15 protein-coding genes are annotated in these 17432 nt (G+C 72.5%); 4 read left to right on the top strand and 11 right to left on the bottom strand.

Annotation, left to right across the window (positions count from 1 at the left end; translation table 11 throughout):
- Positions 1–2: 2 nt before the first annotated feature.
- Positions 3–722, bottom strand: a complete 720-nt coding sequence (locus EES41_RS04915; protein WP_254211313.1) for a family 16 glycosylhydrolase — start codon at positions 720–722, stop codon at positions 3–5.
- Between the two features lie 159 nt (positions 723–881).
- Between EES41_RS04915 and EES41_RS04910 the strand changes: the two genes are divergently transcribed.
- Both EES41_RS04910 and EES41_RS04905 read left to right on the top strand, forming a co-directional pair.
- The gene (locus EES41_RS04910; protein WP_123075975.1) at positions 882–2957 is read left to right on the top strand and encodes a SpoIIE family protein phosphatase; all 2076 of its coding nucleotides are present in this window, start codon (positions 882–884) and stop codon (positions 2955–2957) included.
- Positions 2954–3343: a VOC family protein gene (locus EES41_RS04905; protein ID WP_123075973.1), complete on the top strand. Its 390-nt coding sequence runs from the start codon at positions 2954–2956 to the stop codon at positions 3341–3343. Before EES41_RS04910 ends, EES41_RS04905 begins: the two co-directional genes overlap by 4 nt.
- A 9-nt stretch (positions 3344–3352) precedes the next feature.
- Here the strand turns inward: EES41_RS04905 and EES41_RS04900 are convergent, their stop codons facing one another.
- The gene (locus tag EES41_RS04900; protein WP_123082263.1) at positions 3353–4195 is read right to left on the bottom strand and encodes a class I SAM-dependent methyltransferase; all 843 of its coding nucleotides are present in this window, start codon (positions 4193–4195) and stop codon (positions 3353–3355) included.
- A 166-nt stretch (positions 4196–4361) separates the two neighbouring features.
- Between EES41_RS04900 and EES41_RS04895 the strand changes: the two genes are divergently transcribed.
- The gene (locus EES41_RS04895; protein WP_123082262.1) at positions 4362–4967 is read left to right on the top strand and encodes a TetR/AcrR family transcriptional regulator; all 606 of its coding nucleotides are present in this window, start codon (positions 4362–4364) and stop codon (positions 4965–4967) included.
- A gap of 16 nt (positions 4968–4983) precedes the next feature.
- Here the strand turns inward: EES41_RS04895 and EES41_RS04890 are convergent, their stop codons facing one another.
- The 3 genes from EES41_RS04890 to EES41_RS04880 all read right to left on the bottom strand — a co-directional run bounded on the left by EES41_RS04890 (position 4984) and on the right by EES41_RS04880 (position 9312).
- Complete coding sequence (locus EES41_RS04890) at positions 4984–6891, bottom strand: GAF domain-containing protein (RefSeq protein WP_123075971.1); 1908 nt, start codon at positions 6889–6891, stop codon at positions 4984–4986.
- A complete protein-coding gene (locus EES41_RS04885) occupies positions 6888–8267 on the bottom strand; it encodes an MFS transporter (RefSeq protein ID WP_123075969.1) in 1380 nt (459 codons plus the stop codon). The genes EES41_RS04890 and EES41_RS04885 overlap by 4 nt, the downstream gene beginning before the upstream one ends.
- Positions 8268–8622: 355 nt before the next feature.
- Entirely contained in the window at positions 8623–9312 is a 690-nt protein-coding gene (locus EES41_RS04880) for a TetR/AcrR family transcriptional regulator (RefSeq protein WP_123075967.1), read from the bottom strand.
- Between the two features lie 83 nt (positions 9313–9395).
- On the opposite strand from EES41_RS04880, the gene EES41_RS04875 reads away from it, so the two are divergent.
- On the top strand, positions 9396–10328 hold the full coding sequence (locus EES41_RS04875; protein WP_123075965.1) for an MBL fold metallo-hydrolase: 933 nt from the start codon (positions 9396–9398) through the stop codon (positions 10326–10328).
- A 114-nt stretch (positions 10329–10442) separates the two neighbouring features.
- On the opposite strand, the gene EES41_RS04870 is transcribed toward EES41_RS04875, so the two are convergent.
- The 6 genes from EES41_RS04870 to EES41_RS04845 form a co-directional block, all read right to left on the bottom strand.
- Positions 10443–11951, bottom strand: a complete 1509-nt coding sequence (locus EES41_RS04870) for a DUF4246 domain-containing protein (RefSeq protein WP_123075963.1) — start codon at positions 11949–11951, stop codon at positions 10443–10445.
- A 107-nt stretch (positions 11952–12058) separates the two neighbouring features.
- On the bottom strand, positions 12059–12634 hold the full coding sequence (locus tag EES41_RS04865) for a hypothetical protein (RefSeq protein ID WP_037795057.1): 576 nt from the start codon (positions 12632–12634) through the stop codon (positions 12059–12061).
- A gap of 170 nt (positions 12635–12804) precedes the next feature.
- Positions 12805–13992: a cytochrome P450 gene (locus tag EES41_RS04860; protein ID WP_123075961.1), complete on the bottom strand. Its 1188-nt coding sequence runs from the start codon at positions 13990–13992 to the stop codon at positions 12805–12807.
- Positions 13989–15179 carry an MAB_1171c family putative transporter gene (locus tag EES41_RS04855; RefSeq protein WP_123075959.1) on the bottom strand — a complete coding sequence of 397 codons (1191 nt, stop codon included), beginning with the start codon at positions 15177–15179 and terminating at the stop codon, positions 13989–13991. The genes EES41_RS04860 and EES41_RS04855 overlap by 4 nt, the downstream gene beginning before the upstream one ends.
- Positions 15176–15703, bottom strand: a complete 528-nt coding sequence (locus tag EES41_RS04850) for a regulator component (RefSeq protein ID WP_073794460.1) — start codon at positions 15701–15703, stop codon at positions 15176–15178. Before EES41_RS04850 ends, EES41_RS04855 begins: the two co-directional genes overlap by 4 nt.
- A gap of 135 nt (positions 15704–15838) precedes the next feature.
- Positions 15839–16294 (bottom strand): helix-turn-helix domain-containing protein, encoded by a 456-nt coding sequence (locus tag EES41_RS04845; RefSeq protein ID WP_008743477.1) that lies wholly within the window; start codon positions 16292–16294, stop codon positions 15839–15841.
- Positions 16295–17432 lie beyond the last annotated feature (1138 nt).

The following is a 17432-nucleotide window of genomic DNA, read 5'->3' as shown; positions in this document are numbered from 1 at the left end:
CCTCAGGGGCGGTAGACGCGCAGCCCGGACACCTCGTACGAGATCTCCGAGACGCCCGGGGCCGGGGGAGGGTGGTAACGCCCGGCGCAGATCGACAGGTTGACGATGAGGTACGCGCGCCAGCGGCGGCCCACCCCGCGCCGGTCCGCGAAGACCTGCTTGCCGCCCACGTACCAGACGACCGAGTCCGAACCGAACTTGATCTTGAGGTCGATCCAGGCGCCGGGTGCGACGGCCGGATCCCGGTAGTAGGAACCGCTCTGCCGCACGTGGTTGGAGAGCTCCAGCAGGTCGGGGTTGTCGGGGTGGTACTCGAAGACGTCCACCTCCTGGCCGCCGTCCCGCCAGGTCCAGATCGCGGGCCAGGCGCCGACCGCTTGCGGCAGCTTGACCCGGGCCTCCAGGGTGTCGTTCGCGCGGACCATGAAGCCCTCGGAGCTGCCCTCCGTGGTCAGCAGTCCGGCGTTCCAGTTGCCGTCAGGCCGGCGCGTGGCGCGGAAGACGCCGCTACGGCTGTACGAGGGGTCCGAGACGAGGTGGTCGAGTTTGTTGTCGCCCGGATTGACCGGGCCACCGTTGGGATAGGCCCACGAGCGCCCGGCGACCCACTGGGACGTCGAGCCGAAATCGGCGGTGAAAACGGGTGCCGCGGCGGTGCGCCGGAACCGTGTGAGGAATTGCGAGATCACCCTGTTGATCTGCCCATGTCGCACAACGGTCATTCCCGTGATGCCATCCGAAAACACCATCGAAGCCGCTCTTGGCGGGTCACCGGCTGTTACCGTGCCAATTCCGGGTGTCGTTCCCGCGCGGGCGGAGAGCCGCTCTCCGGGACGACGGGCAGAATTGAGGGCGTGGGCCGCGCGCGGAAGGGGGCTCGGATGCCACCGGACCGGCCGTCGGACGACCGGGATCCCGGCCCGATCCGTTCCGAGCCGGGATCCCTGCTCGAACACGTCTCCGTGGCCGTCTTCGGCATCGACGAGGACAACCGGGTCGCGTACTGGGGCCCCGGCGCGCAGAGCCTCTTCGGCCACGAGGCCCGCTCGGTGCTGTCCCGGCCCGCGGCCGCCCTCTTCCCCGGCCCGGCCCCCGGCGCCCCCGCGTCCGCCGAGCACCTCAACGAGCGCGCCCGGACCCTCGGCTACTGGCGGGTACGCCTGCCCGCCCTGCACCGCGACGGCTCCGTCTTCGACTGCGGTTTCCGCGTCTTCCCCGTCATCGGACCCGACGGCGGCGGCGTCGTCATGGGCCTGGCGAGCCGCTCCGACGAGCTCGACCGGGTGAAGACCAACCTGTCCTTCCTCGACGCGCTCTTCGAGACCTGCCCCATCGGCCTGGTCATGCTCGACGAGGAGCTGCGGTACGTCCACCTGAACCAGGTACTGGCCGACATGGACGGGGTCCCCCTCGCCGACCACCTCGGCCGCCGGATGCAGGACATCATGATCACCTCCGACGGCGGCGAGTACCAGCGCATGCTGCGCGCCGTCGCCGAGGAGGGCCGGCCGGTCGTCAGCACGCTCGTGGGACTGCGCACCCCGGGACACCCCGACCGCGACCAGGTGCGGTCGGTGAGCTTCTTCCCGCTGACCGGCGCCGGCGACACCCGTCGCGGGGTGGGCGGCCTGCTGGTCGATGTCACCGACCGCGAGCAGGCCATCCTGGAGGCGACGGCCGCCCGGCAGCGCCTCGCCCTGCTCGACCGGGCCTCGGCCCGCATCGGCACCACCCTCGACGTCCGCGTCACCGCGCGCGAGCTGGTCGAGGCCGCGATGCCGGACTTCTGCGACGCGGCCGTCGTGGAACTCGTGCAGTGGATGGCCGAGCCCGAGGTGTTCGACCCGGCGCTCCCCCTGATCACCCGCCGGATCGCGGCCGGCACCACCCTCGGCGACGCCGCCGTCGAGCTGGTGTCCGGCCTCGACACCGTCACGTACCCGCCGGACTCCAGCATCCACGAGATGCTGCGCACCGGGCGCCCCCTGTGCGTCCCGGTGAATGAGGACTTCGTGTCCCGGACCGTCGTGCACGACGAGCGTGCCCGGCTGCTCAGGGACAGCGGCCTGGCCGGCATCGTCATCGCCCCGCTCGTCGCGCGCGGCACCGTCCAGGGCGTCACCATGTTCGGCCGCTCCGCCGCCCGCCCCGCCTTCGCCGACGAGGACCTCAGCCTTGCGGGCGAACTGGCCTCCCGCGCCGCCCTGTGCCTGGACAACGCCCGCCTCTACAGCCGCGTCCAGGACATCGCCCTCACCCTCCAGCGGGCCCTGCTCCCCAGCGCCCCGGCGGCCGGCCCGTACGTGGACATCGCCCACCGCTACCTGCCCGGCAGCCACGTCACCGAGGTCGGCGGCGACTGGTACGACGCGATCAACCTCCCCGGCGACCGCGTCGCCCTCGTCGTCGGCGACGTGATGGGCCACGGCGTCCCCGCCGCCGCGGCCATGGGCCGGCTCCGGATCACCGCGAAGACCCTCGCGCGGCACACCGGGGAGCCCGGCGCGCTGCTCGAAGAGCTCGACGCCTGCGCCCAGGAGGCCGGCATCGACTGGGCCACCTGCCTGTACGTCCGCTACGACCCGTACACCGGCCGCGCGACCATCGCCAACGCCGGCCACCCCCCGCTCCTCGTGCGCCACGCCGACGGAACGGTGGAGACCGTCGGCGACATGCTGGGCGTCCCGCTCGGGGTGGGCGGCGTACCGTTTCTGACCACGGAGGCCGAGCTGCCCGAGGGGGCCACCCTGGCCCTGTACACCGACGGCCTCATCGAGACGCGCGGCCAGGACATCGACACGGGCATGGAGGCGCTGCGCGCGCAGTTGCGCGGGAACGTGGACTCGCTGGAGGAGGCCGCCGACCGCATCCTGGGGAACCTGCTGCCCGACACGGCGACCGATGACACCGTCCTCGTCCTCGCGCGGGTGCGCCGTGCGGGACAATCGCCGGCATGAAGATCAACATCGCGAGCGTCTTCGTCGACGACCAGGCCAAGGCCCTGCGCTTCTACACCGAGGTGCTGGGCTTCCGGAAGAAGACCGACGTCCCCATGGGCGGCGACGTGTCCTGGCTGACCGTGGTCTCCCCGGAGCAGCCGGACGGCACCGAACTGCTCCTGGAGCCCAGCGGGCACCGCGCCGTCGGCCCCTTCAAGGAGGCACTCGTCGCCGACGGGATCCCCTGGACCTCCTTCGCCGTCGACGACGTCCAGGCCGAGTTCCAGCGGCTGTCGCGGCTCGGCGTGCGCTTCGTCCAGGAGCCGGCCGCGATGGGCCCGGTCACCACGGCCGTCCTGGACGACACCTGCGGCAACCTGATCCAGATCGCCCAGATGCACTGACCGCCGGGCCTACCCGGCCGCGGCGCCGCCGCGGCGCGCGGTGACCAGCAGGTACTCCCACTCCATCGCCCCGTCCCGCAGCGCGCCGCCCGCCAGTTCGTCCAGCGCCCGGTCCAGGTCGGCGGTCTTGCCGGGGTCGTCGGCGATGTTCCGGTAGACCGCGATCGTCGGCCCGTACGTGGCCTTGAAGAACGTCCGGAACTCCTCGGGACTCCCGAAGTGGTCCACGCGGACGGTCCGCCGGCGCGCCTCGAACCCGCTGACGCCGTCGCCGAGCAGCGTACGGACGTGATCCTCCCGCCCCCACAGCGGCGGCGGCTGCGCCCCGGGCGGCGGGGGCGGCGCGTACGGCTTCATGGTGGCGAACATCTGCCCGATGAACCCCTCCGGGGTCCAGTTGACCAGCCCGATCGTGCCGCCCGGCCGGCAGACCCGGAGCAGCTCGTCGGCGGTCTGCTGGTGGTGCGGGGCGAACATGACCCCGACGCAGGACATGACCGTGTCGAACGCCCCGTCGGCGAAGGGCAGCGCCTCCGCGTCCGCCTCCTGCCAGCGCAGCTCGGCGCCGCGCGCCGCGGCCTCCCGCCGCCCCACCTCCAGCAGCGCGGGCGTGAGGTCGGAGGCGACCACGACCCCGCCGGCCAGCGCGGCCGGAACGGCGGCGTTCCCCGATCCGGCGGCGACGTCGAGGACCAGGTCGCCGCGTTCGACGCCGCAGGCCTCCACCAGTACGGGCCCGAGGGCCGAGACGACCTCCCGGGCGACGGCCGGGTAGTCGCCGAGCGCCCACATCGTCCGGTGCTTCGCCTTGAGCGCCCGGTCGGCCTCGCGCGCGTCCGCCGTATCCGTCATGCCGTCCGCCTCCATCGCCTGGTGCCTCGTTCCCGCCTCTCCCGAGCATAGGAACCCGGGCGGGCCCCGGCCCGTCGAGCGGCGGATGGCGGTAGGCCGGACCGGGGGCCCGGAGGTTCGGCGGAGTGCCGGCCGGCGGCGGGCACCGCTCCGTACAATGCCCGCCATGGGTACCGCGGAAGACCTCATCGAATGCACCCGCGAACTGCTCTGGGAACGCGGATACGTCGGCACCAGCCCCAAGGCCATCCAGCAGCGCGCCGGCGTCGGCCAGGGCAGCATGTACCACCACTTCACCGGCAAGCCCGGCCTCGCGCTCGCCGCGATCACCCGTACGGCCCAGGAGATGCGCGCATCCGCCGAGACCCGGTTCACCGCGCCCGGCACCCCGGTCGAGCGCGTCGCCGCGTACCTGCGCGGTGAGCGGGAGGCCCTGGGGGGCTGCCCCGTCGGCCGCCTGAGCCAGGACGCGGACGTCATGGCCGACCCCGTCCTGCGCGCGCCGGTCGTCGAGGCGCTGGACTGGCTCCGGGGCCGGCTCGCCGAGCTGCTGTCGCAGGGGCGCGAGCGCGGTGAACTGCGCCCCGGGCTGGACCCGGAGGCGACGGCCGACACCATCACGGCGGTGCTCCAGGGGAGTTGCGCGCTCACCCGCGCGGCCGGGAGCGGCGAGCCGTTCGCCGACGCGGTCGACGGGATCCTCGCCGTACTCGCCGCCGCCCCTGTCCCTGCCGCTGCCGCTGCGGCGGAGCCCGCTCCGGGACCCGGCTGACCGGGTGGTCAGGCGGTCAGCGCGGCACCGGGCTGCCCCGGTCCGAGACCCGCAGGATCCGCAGCGCCAGCTGGATCTCCAGGGCGCGCGCGGGGGAGTTCCAGTCCTCGCCCAGGATGTTCCCGATCCGCTCCAGGCGCTGCACGACGGTGTTCACGTGCACGTGGAGCGCGTCCTTGGTCCGGGTCAGGCTGCTGCCGTGGGCGAAGTACGCCTCCATGGTCGCCACCAGCTCCGTTCCCCGCCGGGCGTCGTAGTCGACGACCGGGCCGAGCACCTGGCGCACGTACCCGCCCACGTCCGTGCGGTCGCCGAGGAGCACACCCAGGAAACCCAGGTCCGCCAGGCCCGCTCCGTAGCCGGTGTGACCGAGCGCGTGCAGCGCCTCCAGGCAGCGCAGCGCCTCGGCGTACGCGTCCGGGAGGTCCCCGGGGCCGGCGGCCGGACCCGCCGCGCCCGCCGTGACGGGGGCGCCCAGCGCCTTGCCGAGATCCGCCGCGAGGGACCGCGCGAGGACACCCGGCTCCGCGGCCGGGGCCAGCAGCACGACCCGCCCCTGGTACAGGCCGGCCAGACCGTCGCGGGCCTGCGCGTGCCGGGCCGCCTCCGTCGCCAGCCGGGACCGCAGCGCGGCCTCGCAGTGCAGGACCACGACCGCGTGCGGCCGGGTGAGGACGACCCCGAGCCGGCGCGCCCGCAGGCTGTGGCTGCCGGTGTCGCGCGGGCGCCCGGGCTGCCCCGGGGTGAGCAGATCGCCGAGCAGCTCGCCCCGTACCCGGTCCTCGGCGTGGGCGATGGACCGGCGCAGCAGGAGCAGCAGCGCCGTCACCAGCCCGGCCCGCTCGAACAGCCGCCGGTCGCTGTCCGCCAGGTCGGCCCGCCCCACGAGGGTGATGCCGCCGAGGAGTTCCGGCCCGGCGAGCACCGCGCAGACCCACGCCCCGTCCACGGCCACCGCGCGGCCGCCGGACCGCGAGGCCGCCAGCCCGGACGCGGACGGGCCGAGCGGATCGGTACCGACCCGGGCGAGCTCCACACCGTCGGCGTCGTGCACCACCAGCCCGCCGCCCAGCAGCGTCGCGACCTCCCGCGCCACATCGGCCACGTCGCCCCCGCGCAGCACCAGGTGGGTGAGGCGGTCGTGGGTCTCGGCCGCGAGCCGCATCGCCTCGCTGTGGGCGCGGGCCCGCTCGGTCGCGGCGTTCAGCTCGACCAGGGCGGCGCGGGTCTCCTCCAGCAGCCGGGCGCCGTCGATGGCGACGGCCGCGTGGTCCGCGAGGGAGGCCAGCAGGGCCACCGCGTCCGGCGCGAACTCGCGCACCTCGCGGTCCGCCGCGTACAGCACGCCGATGACGCGGGTGCCGACGCGCAGCGGAACGCCGAGGATGCCGCGCAGCCCCTCCTCCCGTACCCCGCTGTCGATCGTCCGGGTGTGCCGGAACCGGTCGTCGCCGCGGTAGTCGGAGCTGGCGTACGGGCGGGCCGTCTGCGCGACCAGGCCGCCCAGCCCCTCGCCCATGCCGAGGCGCAGCTGCTGGAAGGCGGCGGAGACGGAGCCGTCGGTGACCCGCATGAACGTGTCCCCGGCGACGGGGTCGTTGAGGGTCAGGTACGCGACGTCCGTGCCCAGCAGCATCCTGGCGCGGTGGACGATGGCCCGCAGGACGGCGTCGAGATCGCGCAGGGCGGCCAGATCGCCCGCGGTGTCGAACAGCGCCGTGAGCTCCGCCTCGCGCCGGCGGTGCTGGTCGAGGGTCCGGCGGATCTCCAGCGCCACCCCGGTGGCCTCCTCGACGGCCCGCTGCTCACGGGCGCCCGCCCCGGCGCCCCGGGCGGCGGCGGCGGGCCGGGCGAACTCCTCGGCCGGCGCGCCGCGCCGCAGCAGGTCCAGCAACTCCCGTACGGGGTCCATCGCGGAGGTCATGCGGACAGTGTGCCCGCCGCGTCCTTCCGGTCGTACCCCGGTGCGGGTGCCGGGGCCGTACCCGTACGCGCCAGGTCGCGGCCCCGGGTCTCGCGGGCGAAGGCCACGGTGAGGGTGGTGACCACGGCGGCCGCGCACAGGTACAGCGATACGGGCAGGGACGAGCCGTGGTCCTTGAGGAGTTCGACGGCGACGATGGGCGCGAGCGCCCCCGCGACGATCGAGGCGAGCTGGGAGCCCATGGAGGCACCGGAGTAGCGGACCTCGGTGTCGAACAGCTCGGAGATGAAGGCGGCTTGGGGCCCGTACATCGCCCCGTGCAGCAGCAGGCCGACGGTCACGGCCGCGGTGATGACGACGAACGACTCCGAGTCGACCAGCGCGAAGAACGCGAACGCCCACACGGCCATGCCGGCCGAACCGATCAGCGTCACCGGGCGGCGCCCGATCCGGTCCGACAGCGCGCCCCAGGCGGGGATGGTGACGAAGTGGACGGCCGAGCCGATCAACACCGCGTTCAGGGCGGTGCTCTTGGGGAGACCGAGGTGGGCGGTGACGTAGACGAGGAGGAAGGAGGTGAGGACGTAGTACGAGATGTTCTCGCCGAACCGCGCCCCGACGGCGGTCAGCACCTGCCGCCAACTGCGGCGGAACACCTGCACGACGGGCAGCTCGCCGCGCGTTTCGCCCGACGCGCCGCGGGCGGCCCGCGCGGCGAGGAACACGGGGGACTCGGACACGGACAGCCGGATCCACAGGCCGACCACCACCAGGACGCCGGAGAGCAGGAACGGCACGCGCCAGCCCCAGGCCAGGAACGCCGCGTCCGACTGCACGGCGGCGAGCAGCGCGAGCACCCCGGTGGCCAGCAGGTTCCCGCCGGGCGCACCGGACTGGGGCCAGGAGGCCCAGAAGCCGCGGCGGCGGTCACCGCCGTGCTCGGAGACGATCAGCACGGCCCCGCCCCACTCACCGCCGAGGGCGAACCCCTGGACCAGCCGCAACACGGTCAGCAGGATCGGCGCCCCGACCCCGATGCTCGCGTGGGTCGGCAGCAGCCCCATCGCGAAGGTCGCCCCGCCCATCATGAGCAGGCTGAGGACGAGCAGCTTCTTGCGGCCGAGCCTGTCCCCGAAGTGCCCGAACACCACCCCGCCGAGCGGCCGGGCCAGGAACCCGATCGCGTAGGTGACGAAGGCGATCAGGGTCCCGGTCAGCGGGTCACTGGTGGGGAAGAACAGCTTGTTGAACACCAGCGCGGCGGCGGTGCCGTAGAGGAAGAAGTCGTACCACTCGATGGTGGTCCCGATGAGGCTCGCCGCGACGATCCTCCGGATTCCGGTTGGGGACGGTGCGGCTGTTGCGGGGGAGGACATGTGCACCACTTCCGGGGTCTGCAGGGACGTTTGGCGTGGCCACACCATAGAAGCCCGCAGTTCGGCGGCGTATGTGGCGGGACATCACATTCAGGCGCCACCCTGTGTACGCGACCGCCACATCGCCGACATGGACGCTCTGAAAGGCTGCCGGAACCACCCCCCCGACACCTGCCGGAATCGCTTGGATCAGCCCCCTCGGCACTGCCCGTCCGGCGATGCGGCCTCGCCAGGCGACGTCACGGGGGCTGGGTAGCGGTCACGGCGATGGCATCGTCGGCCGGGCCGAGTCGGACCGCGTCAAGGATCGGAGCTCCGGGGAGGTCCTTCCGGCCTGCGGCCTTCCGTGGGCCGTTCAGGGTGAGGTCGTGTGCGGAGCGGGGCCGGGGGCCGGGCTCTGGGTGAGGCGCCGCGTATGCGTGGTGGTGGGCATGGGCCGGTCCGGCTCGGGGGCGGTCTCCCGCGCCAAGCCGTTGAAGGTGGCGAAGACCAGGCGTTCGGTCTGGAATTCGACGCCTTGCCGGTCGTCGATGTGTACGAGGCCGTCGATGAGCAGGACGGCCAGGCCGTGGATGGCGGCCCAGACCACGAATTCGGCGCCCGGGCGGGCTCCCGAGGGCAGGTGGCCCGCGTCGGTCAGACGGTCGAGTTCGGTGGTGAGCACGTCGTGCGGGTGTGGCGATACGGCGGACTGCGCCGTTGTGGCGCCGCCGCGGAAGACGAGCCGGGCGACGGCCGGGTCTTCGACGGCCCAGGTGACATAGGCGCGTCCGCACGCGGCGAGACGTTCGGGACCCTGCTCCGGCGCTGCCTCCATGGTCTCGCGCAGGCGATTCCCCAGCCGGGCCAGCACGACCTCGGACAGGGCGGATACCAGTGCGTCACGCGAGCCGAAGTGGTGGTAGGCGGCGCTGGGGCTGACACCGACCCGCGCCGATGCCTCACGCAGCGACCAGCCGTCGACACCCCGCTCTCGTACGAGGGTCTCTGCGGCCTCTAGCAGGGCGCCGCGCAGGTCCCCGTGGTGATATCGCTTCCTTGCCATGCCTCCATCTTAGCGGTGTTCAAATTGAGTGTTAGGCTCCGACCGACATCTCAACGCTGTTCAGATTGATCTGGAGTTGCGCCATGTGCCCCACCGACCCCACGCCTCTCGCCTCCGACGGCGCGCCGGATGTGCTCCAGAGCCCCCCGCCCGTCGTAGCGGGACCTCCTGTCGAGGTGTCCGCGGGCGTTTTCGTCATCCCTGACCGCCGCGTCGAGTTGGTCCCCAACATCGGCATCGTCCTCGGGGAGAAGGCCGCGCTGGTCATCGACACCGGCATCGGCCCCCGCAACGGCGCGCTGGTGCTGGAGCAGGCCCGGCGCCTGGCCGGCGACCGCCGCCTGTACCTGACCCTCACCCACTTCCACCCTGAGCACGGCTTCGGCGCGCAGGCGTTCAAGGGCGCCGCCACGATCGTCTACAACAGCGGCCAGCGCGCCGAACTGCGGCGCAAGGGAGCCGGCTATCTCGGCATGTTCAAGGGCCTGAGCCCCGCGGTCGCCGCCGAACTCGAAGGAGTCGAACTGGTCGACCCCGATCTGGTCTACGAGGGCGAGGCCGAGATCGACCTCGGCGGCCGTACCGTGCTGCTGCGCGAGGTCGGTCCCGCGCACACCGGCTCCGACCAGGTCGTCCTCGTGGACGGCCGGGTGCTGTTCGCCGGCGATCTGCTGGAGACCCGCATCTTCCCGATCGCGCCGTACTTCCCGCCCCACGACACCGATGTGGACGGCGAGGGCTGGATCGGCGTGCTCGACCAGCTCGCCGCACTCGCCCCGCAGACCGTCGTTCCCGGCCATGGCGAGGTCACCGATGCCTCGCTCATCCACGACGTCCGCGACTACCTCGCCTACGTCCGCGACGAGGCCCTGCGGCTGCGCGAGTGCGGCACCAGCGCCGATGAAACGGTCGCCACCATCGACAAGAACGCCCGTGCCCGCTGGCCTTCCTGGGAGCGCCCCGAGTGGATCGGCCTCGCCGCCCGCGCCTTCTACGACACCCACGCATCGGCCTGAGCGGCATCACCCTCACGACCCGCCGGGACTCCGAGGCGGGCGCCCGGAATTCGCGCGGAGGGATCCCGTGGCGACCGTGTGCGTTCTGCCCGTGCCCCAGTGATTCCGGCGGGTTCAGTGCTCGCAGAGGGAGAATTCTCGTTCGTAGAGCTGATCGTTGTGTTCGGCGACGAAGAACTTGCGTTCCCGCATGAGCTGTTCGCGGTGTTCCTTCGCCTGTTCGAGCGTCATGGTCGAGGTGTCGGACCACGGTTGCTGCGGTGGCACGTCGGAGGTGGAGACGATGCTTTCCGACGGGTCGACCAGGAAGAACGCGAGGATCTTGCGGTGCCCCGGGCGGGTGGTGTCCGTCAGGCGGAACGAGCCGACGCGGTGCTGCAGGACGTTCGGGAACGCCAGACAGCGGCCCGCCGGGGTCGATGCCGATCCCAGCGTCTGGTTCAGCGCGTCCTCGTCCTCCAGGCCGTAGACCTCGCGCAGACCGTTGTCGTCGTTCTGCTCGTAGCTCGGGTCGTCGAGCGCCGCCCGGAAGCTGAGCCGGCTCTCGGTGATGTTCTCGCTGTCCCAGTAGTAGATGCCGGTCGAGACGATCCGCTCGTTCATCATCCCCTCGACGTGCCAGGAACCGCCGGCGTACTCGGGCTTGTCCGGAGTGAGGTGGATGGTGGCGAGCTTGACGATGACCTGGAGACGGCGGCCGCCCAGGTCGACCCGGTCGGATGCGCCGGGCCGTTCGGGCGGGGTGAAGTCCGGGGCGTCCGGGATGACCGGGCTGCGGTTCTCCCACCAGTCGTCCAGGGCCAGTTCCCACGCGCTCAGGGCTTCCGCGTAGGCCTCGTCGTCGCCGTGGGCGGACTTCTCCGGACGCTGAGGTTCCGAGTCGTACCAGCCGTAGGGATCGGCCTCGATCCGCAGGGGCCGGGGGTGGCGCAGATCGGTGAGCACGTTCTCGAACAGCGGGCGCAGGCGCGCGAACAACTCCGGCAGGACGGATGCCAGCTCGCGGTGAACCTCGGGGTGGACATTGTTGACGTACGAACGGAAGGCGACGTCGCCGTCCTTACTGACGTCGACGTCGGTGGGCAGCCACTGGAACTTCTCCGAGAACTCGTACCTCGAATAGCGGTCCGTCGGATTCAGCCAAGCCCGCTCGGGGCCGCCGCTCACCTCGTTCACCAGGCAGAACAGCGAGGGATGGACCAGATCCAGTACCTGGCCGTCGGAGCCGGGGTGCCAGTCCTTCTCCGCTTCGGGGACCTGCTCCAGAACCCGGACCGCCTCGCGCAGCCGGGACCTGAGCCCGTCGTCGACCAGCGCGTCCGACTGCCACACCCCGTCGACGGCGGACACCTCGACGCCGGTTCGCCCGTCCCGCAGCGCCGCGTAGTGCGCGAGTTCTGCGAGGACGTAGCGAACCTGCGCCTCGGTGAGGCCCTGGTCGAGCGCTTCACGCGTCCACCTGGCGACGACGTCGGCGTCGTTCCTCTTGTCGAACCATCCCGGCTTCGCCCGAAGGTGTGCGCTGCACCGCATCATCTCCAGCTCCCGCAGCGTCCGGGGTGCGGCGAAGGCTATGGAACGGGATGTGTGGAAGGGCAGCGGGAAAGCAGACAGGCCGGTCACTTCTTCAGGTCCTCTGACTCGATGTGCGGTGGCCGGAAGAATACTTCAGGGCACTGACACCGGGACCGGCACCGAGGAGAGGCGCCGAGGACTCCACCTGGCGGCGCTCAGCGGTTGTTGCAGACCCGGTTGAAGGAGCGGTTGGCCGCCTGGCTCCAGGCCTGCCAGTAGGCGTCGCTGTGCTGCGCGCCGGACTTGTCCGCCACCGGCTTGGTCTCGCAGCTCTTCTTGGCCGCCGCCGCGCCCGCCTGGGTGCCGGCCGCTCGGCCCTGGGCTACGTCCCGCCGGGAACCCGGCTGGAGGGGCGGGGTCGTGTTCTGCGGGTTCTGGGGCTTCGGTGTCGCCGCCGTGCCCACCCTCTTGCAGTTCACGAAGACGAAGTTCTGGTTCTCGTTCGCCGCGAGGACGGTGTAGTCGACGTTCTTCTGGAAGCGCTGCACGCGGAAGGTTCCGTCCGGGCCCACCGCCAGGTCCACGGTGGACTCGCCGTCGTTGAGCTTGCGGGGCGCCGTGAAGCCCTCGCCCGTGATCGTGACGTACGTGTCGTTCGGCCCGGGCGTGACCGTACAGCTGGCGGCCGGTGCCGCCGCGTCGGCGGCCGGTGCGAGGACGACGGCGCCACCGCATACGACCGAGGAGGCGAGCAGGGACGAGACCACGGCGCGTCGGGTGCGTCGGTACATGAGGGTGCTCCCATCGGATGTCGAGGAAGGGAGGGAGGGGCGGGGCGGCGCTTCGCCGGTGCCCGCCCCACTCCATGCTCCCCCGGCCACCGGGGGGGTGTCGACCGGGAGCCCTGGTTCCCGGTCGCGGGGCGGGCTCCGCGGCCGGTCAGAGGCTCGGGGGCAGGCGGTCAGAGGGTCAGGGGGAGGGCGGTCAGGCCGCGGGTGAGGCGGGTCCGGCGCCAGGTCAGGGATTCCGCGGGGACGGCCAGGCGGGTGTTCGGGAAGCGGGTCACCAGGGTGCGGAGTGCGATCTCCGCCTCGGCGCGGGCCAGGGGGGCGCCCGGGCAGCGGTGGATGCCGTGGCCGAAGGAGAGGTGGCCGCCGGCGTCGCGGTCGAGGTCGAGGCGGTGCGGTGCGGGGAACGCCGCCGGGTCGCGGTTCGCGGCCCCGGGGGCGATGAGCACCGGGAAGCCCGCCGGGATGTCGACCCCGCCGACGCGCAGGTCCTCCGTGCTGTGGCGGAAGGTGGCCACGCTCACCGGGGAGTCGAAGCGCAGCAGTTCGTCCAGGGCGCCGGGGATCAGGTCCGGGTCCCGGCGCAGGCGGTCGAACGCCTCCGGGTGCCGGAGCAGGGCCAGGACGGCGTTGCCGATGAACTGGGTGGTGGTCTCGTGCCCGGCGACCAGGAGGAGGGCGGCCAGGGAGACGGTCTCGTCCCGGTCGAGGCCGCCCTGGTCGCAGTCGCGCAGGAGGGAGTGGAGCGGGCCCTCGCCGGGGGTGGCGCGGGCCGTGTCGACGAGGTGGGTCAGGTAGTCGCCGATCCGGTGCGACGCGGCGTCGACACGGCCGTTGTCGGTCGCGTCGAAGAGGTCGTGGGACCAGCCCGCGAGCGCGGCGCGGTCGGATTCCGGCACCCCCAGCAACTCGCAGACGACGGTGACCGGCAGGGGCACCGCCAGCTCCGCCACCAGGTCGACCTCCGCGCCCGGCCGCCACGCGGCCATGAGGCCGTCGACGACCCGGGTGACGTACGGGCGCAGTTCCCGGACGCGTCCGGTGGTGAACAGGGGCGTCGCCACCCGCCGGTGGCGGGTGTGCGCGGGCGGGTCGCTCGCCAGCATGTTGCGGGAGAGCGCCGGGTGCAGGTCGCGGTCCGAGGGCCGGCCGGCGAAGAAGCGGGCCGTGTCCTTCGACAGACGGGGGTCGGTGAACGCCTCGCGGGCCTCGGGGTGACCGGTGATCAGGTACGCGTGGTGCCCGCCGGAGCCGGTGGGGACGCGTTGCACCGGGCAGCCTTCGCGCAGCCGGTCGTAGGTGGGGTAGGGGTCGGCGAAGAAGCGCGGGTCGCGCAGGGGGTCCTGCCGGGGGGCGGTCACGAGGCCGCGCCCGCGTGCTCGGGCGCCGGGCGCCGCGCGTAGGCGGCCGCCACGAGCAGCAGCCACGCGGTCTCCGCCGGGAGGTCGCCCTTGCGGGAGCGGGTGCCGGCGGCGGGCGGGGCCTCGTCGCCGTCGAGGGGGAGTCCGGAGCGCTTCGCCTCGACGGCCGCGGCGATGACCGCCGCCTCCACCTCGGCCTCGCCCCCGGGGGTGCCGGCCGCGCCCCGGCGGGCGACCTCGGCGGCCGCGGCGTCCCGTACCGATGCCTGACGGTACCGGCGCAGGGCCAGCACGCAGTCGTTGATCTCGATGACCCGGCGGTGGAGGTGGAAGTCGAGGTCGTGCGTGTCGGCCTCGGTGTTGCCCGGGTCGAGCACCACCTCGGGGACCGCCGAGGTGACCTCCCGCCACAGGGGCTCCAGCGCGGTGAACGAGTTCCGTTCCCAGCGGCGGCGGCGCAGTTGGCTGAGCGGCCACAGCAGGGCGGGGAGGGTGAGTCCGACGGTGATGAGGAGGACGGCGACGGCGGGCGCGCTCACGCTGAACGCGCAGCGCGCGGGCGTCAGCGGCGTCGAGCACCGGGCGTGGTCGGGCACGAGCCCCAGGCCGAGCCCGATGGAGACCAGGGCGAAGAGCTTGTACGCGGCGTAGACGAGGGCGAAACCACAGCCCACCGAGGTCGTGCGCAGGCCCCAGCGCTGACTGCGGCGGGTCGAGCGCTTGGACTGCGCCCAGGTCTGGAGCAGGAAGTCCTTGGCCGTGTAGCCCAGGTAGGAGATGTAGATGAGCACGTAGCACGCGTACAACACCGGGCTGCGCCCGGTGAGTTGTTCGGCCGCGAAGAAGGCGGTCATGCCGGCGACGCAGACCGCGAGGGCGATGACGCGCAGCCGGATCTGCCGGTGGGCCCGTTCGCGCTCCAGATTGAGCTGGAAGAGGAAGGCGAGGACCGAGGTGGCCGCCGTCAGGGTGAAGGTGTTGCTGAGGAGCCGGGCGACGTGGGGGACCACCGATTCGACCGCGCGCTCCACGGCGGGCGCGTAGGAGGCGAAGGCGAGGGCGAACGAGGTCAGCAGCGCCGCCATCGCCCAAGTCCCCCTGGGGCGGTGTCCGCCGCGCCCCCGCACCCAGTAGGCGGCGAAGCACAGCAGCACGACGGCCGTGCCCGTGAACACGATGTTGATCATTTTCGGTGGCGTTTCTTCCTGTGCGGCTCGGCGAACAGCGCGTCCCAGCTCTCCGCGCCGCTGGCGGGCCGGATCGACGGACTTTCGCGTCCCCGGTACATGAGTTGGCGGATCACGCTGGCCATCACCTCGGCCTCGCGTTCGTCCTCGCTGGTGTAGCTGGTCCGGCCGGACATGCGCCGCACGAGGGTGGGGTCGAACCCGATCGCGCGCAGGGTGTCCTGGTCCAGCTCCAGGCTGCCCGGGTGGTCGCAGATGATGTGGCTGATCTCGTGGGCGAGGATGTGGTTCTGGTGGAGGGGGGAGGTGGCCTCCTCGTAGAACAACAGGTCGGCGTCCGGGGTCTCCAGGCGGATTCCGCACGGTGCGTCCATGGCGCCCAGGGTGCTCAGGGGGCGCAGGACGATGGGACGTCCGCGCTGTTCGGCCACGGCGTCGCGGAGGTCACGGGTACTGAAGCGGTGCGGGAGCCGAAGCGCCTCGACGCGCGCCTCACACGTGGCGCGAAGCTGCTCAAGGTCCATGTCCTCACTCTGGTGACGCCGGCCGGCCGGGGCGCACCTCTCCCTGGAAGCCCGGTACGCGCGCGTCCCCATGCTGACATGTTCGTGACTCCGCTCCGAGGCCGGGGTGCCGCCGGAACGGGGCCGGCGCGCGGCTCAGTCGTCCAGGTTGAGGTCCTGCCCGCCGTCGTCGGTGGTGAGCCCTTCGAGCTTCCGGGCCTGTTCGATCACGGTGGACAGCATCTTCAGGCTGTCGACGCTCAGCCCGTTGGCGCGCAGGGCCACTTTGCGGACGTCCTGGTCGCGCATGGCGGCGAGGAGGCCGATCTCCGCCTTGGTGCGCTCGGCCGCCGCGCTGTCGACGAAGTAGCCCGCCGGTACGCCGAAGAAGTCGGCCAGGGCCTTGATGGTGTGCCGCGTCGGGTTCCGCTTGGCGCCGGTGCGCAGTTGCTGGATGGCGCTCGCCGTCACCCCGCGCCCCTCTCCGGTCGCGGCCTTGCGGATGCCCTCGGCGACCTCCGCGTAGGTGTAGGGCCCCCGGGAAGGGGGGTGCACCTCGCGGAAGAGGTGGTCCAGGAGTTGGGCGAAGGTGGGCGACTGGTCATCCTCCACGTACACGACCTCCTTGGTGTGATGCCGAGCCTTTGCCCACCACAGTGTTTCTCGAAGCCCCTCGGGCTGGCCCCGGCAACACTTTGGTTGACGCCGGACAGTCACTCTGGTGTACGTTATCAATGCTTCGCCGCCACTGAAGTGTTGAGGGGGGAGTGGTGGCGTTGCCGGTGGGTCGAGGTCGAGCTTCACGGGGGTGGGCTCGGCCGAAGGCCCGGAGCGCCGTGGCCGCGCCGGAACGGTTCCGTCCAGGCCGGCGCGCGGCGATGCCGGGGGGAGGCGCGGGCCTGCGCCGCCGTCCGCCGACCACGCGGTCGGCGGACACCCCCACGGCCCCGCCCCCGCCCCCCGCCGGCCCAGCCCGAGCGTGCCACTCCAAGCGGCTCTCGCCACTGACGCTGTCCCGACCGCGCCGCTTCGCACCCCTCACGCCGACGAAGCCCGCCAGAGCTTCACCTCCGGCCGAAGCAACCGTCTGCCCGCGCCGTACGAACTTGGCCCTCCGCAACGGCTTCCGCAGGGCGAACTTTTCGGTCTTCAGTGGAACGGCGTCGACCTCAGTGCCGGCACTGCCAGCATCCGCCGCACCCTCCAGCGCACCCAGAATGGCGGACTGATGACCCTGCCCATCAAGACCCGCTCATCCGGAAGGCGCATCGCCCTCCCCACCGAGGGCGTCCACCCGTTGAAAGGGCGCCGTGACGGTCAGGAAGCTGAACGTGAGGCGGTAGAGGAAGGCTGGAGGGGCGGCGGCCTCGGCTTCACCGCGCCAGCGGAAGGGGCGAGCGATCCGCCAACCTCAATCGCAGCTTCTGCGCCCTCCTCGATCGGGCCGGGCTCCGCCGCATCCGCTTCCGCAACCTACGGCACTCCACCGCCACCCTGCTTCTGGAACAAGGCGTCAAACTCGTCGTGTCAAAGAGCTCCTCCGGTGTCACCGCCACCGTCTACGCCCACGTCAGATGCTGGCTCCAGAGGGACGCCACCGACCTCCTGGGCCGCACCCTCCGGCGCTCCGACGAGACCACCGGGCAACCCGACGACCCTGACGAACCGCCACTCAGTGCAGCACCGATCCGCTAGCGTTGCCGTCAACTACTGCTGCCAGACAGTCCAGCGCATGCCAGAGGCCCCACCG

The sequence above is a fragment of the Streptomyces sp. ADI95-16 genome (genome assembly GCF_003721495.1).
Taxonomy (GTDB): domain Bacteria; phylum Actinomycetota; class Actinomycetes; order Streptomycetales; family Streptomycetaceae; genus Streptomyces; species Streptomyces goshikiensis.
This window is presented reverse-complemented; position numbering and strand designations above follow the sequence as displayed.

What these genes read in the sequence shown, in the direction of transcription:
- EES41_RS04905 (WP_123075973.1), top strand. Translation starts at nt 2,954, where the DNA reads ATGAAGATCAACATCGCGAGCGTCTTCGTCGACGACCAGGCCAAGGCC.
- EES41_RS04865 (WP_037795057.1), bottom strand. Translation starts at nt 12,634, where the DNA reads ATGTACCGACGCACCCGACGCGCCGTGGTCTCGTCCCTGCTCGCCTCC.
- EES41_RS04895 (WP_123082262.1), top strand. Translation starts at nt 4,362, where the DNA reads ATGGGTACCGCGGAAGACCTCATCGAATGCACCCGCGAACTGCTCTGG.
- EES41_RS04885 (WP_123075969.1), bottom strand. Translation starts at nt 8,267, where the DNA reads ATGTCCTCCCCCGCAACAGCCGCACCGTCCCCAACCGGAATCCGGAGG.
- EES41_RS04910 (WP_123075975.1), top strand. Translation starts at nt 882, where the DNA reads ATGCCACCGGACCGGCCGTCGGACGACCGGGATCCCGGCCCGATCCGT.
- EES41_RS04850 (WP_073794460.1), bottom strand. Translation starts at nt 15,703, where the DNA reads ATGGACCTTGAGCAGCTTCGCGCCACGTGTGAGGCGCGCGTCGAGGCG.
- EES41_RS04880 (WP_123075967.1), bottom strand. Translation starts at nt 9,312, where the DNA reads ATGGCAAGGAAGCGATATCACCACGGGGACCTGCGCGGCGCCCTGCTA.
- EES41_RS04890 (WP_123075971.1), bottom strand. Translation starts at nt 6,891, where the DNA reads ATGACCTCCGCGATGGACCCCGTACGGGAGTTGCTGGACCTGCTGCGG.
- EES41_RS04855 (WP_123075959.1), bottom strand. Translation starts at nt 15,179, where the DNA reads ATGATCAACATCGTGTTCACGGGCACGGCCGTCGTGCTGCTGTGCTTC.
- EES41_RS04915 (WP_254211313.1), bottom strand. Translation starts at nt 722, where the DNA reads ATGACCGTTGTGCGACATGGGCAGATCAACAGGGTGATCTCGCAATTC.
- EES41_RS04900 (WP_123082263.1), bottom strand. Translation starts at nt 4,195, where the DNA reads ATGACGGATACGGCGGACGCGCGCGAGGCCGACCGGGCGCTCAAGGCG.
- EES41_RS04875 (WP_123075965.1), top strand. Translation starts at nt 9,396, where the DNA reads ATGTGCCCCACCGACCCCACGCCTCTCGCCTCCGACGGCGCGCCGGAT.